At 38.6% G+C, this 750-nt stretch carries 2 protein-coding genes; both read right to left on the bottom strand.

Features of this window, described 5'->3' with window-relative positions:
* The coding region (locus tag ACYVHJ_RS14780; RefSeq protein WP_460516007.1) for a hypothetical protein at positions 1 to 279 on the bottom strand (279 nt) is incomplete at its 3' end.
* 11 nt (positions 280 to 290) lie between these two features.
* Positions 291 to 695 carry a TonB-dependent receptor domain-containing protein gene (locus ACYVHJ_RS14775; protein WP_460516009.1) on the bottom strand — a complete coding sequence of 135 codons (405 nt, stop codon included), beginning with the start codon at positions 693 to 695 and terminating at the stop codon, positions 291 to 293.
* Between the last annotated feature and the right edge of the window lie 55 nt (positions 696 to 750).

Genomic DNA, 750 nt, shown 5'->3' with positions numbered 1-750 from the left:
AGGCTTACCATTGCTGTAAATGATGGCATGACCATAATACTCAGAATTTGGATCTTCCACTTTAAAATAAGGTGCTTGATAAATATCTCCTACCTGATCTCCCGGGTAAGTATAGAAATAAGCGTATCCTTTATTATAACCAAAGTATTCAACTCCATCAGCTAGTTCTACAATGGTAGTTCTATTTCTAGTGAAGTTTAAACCTAAATCAAATGAAAGATCTTTTTGCCTGATAACAGAGGTTCCAAGCGTGATGTCCCAACCATTACTTCTTACCAATCCTGCATTGATCAATTTGCTGTTTGCACCTGAGNCAATCGATTATTGAACAAAGACAGGTCAATACCCACTTCTTGGGATGTAGCTATTTCAGGTTTTAATTGAGCGTTCTTAGCAATCTTATCTATACTGGCTCTTTTGGTATCTCCCCAATCGGCACCAAAATTATAATATCTCTGTAACTGATAAGGATCTACATCATTACCTACCTGAGCATAACCTGCTCGAACCTTGGCAAGGCTAACCCAAGCCGGCATATCAAACATTTCATTTAACAAGACACTTAGAGAAGCTGAAGGGTAAAAATAAGAGCGGTTCTCTTTTGGCAAGGTACTTGACCAATCATTCCTGGCCGTTAAGTCTAGGTAAACCATGTTTTTATAGCCGATAGAGGTTTGACCAAAAAGGCTGTTCACTTTCTTTTTACTCAGGAAGTTGGTATAAATAACCGAACCCGGTCCTCCATTACTT

The organism is Cyclobacterium sediminis, assembly GCF_054781075.1.
Note: the sequence above shows the minus strand (reverse complement) of the source record. Positions and strands in the feature narration are given on the sequence as shown.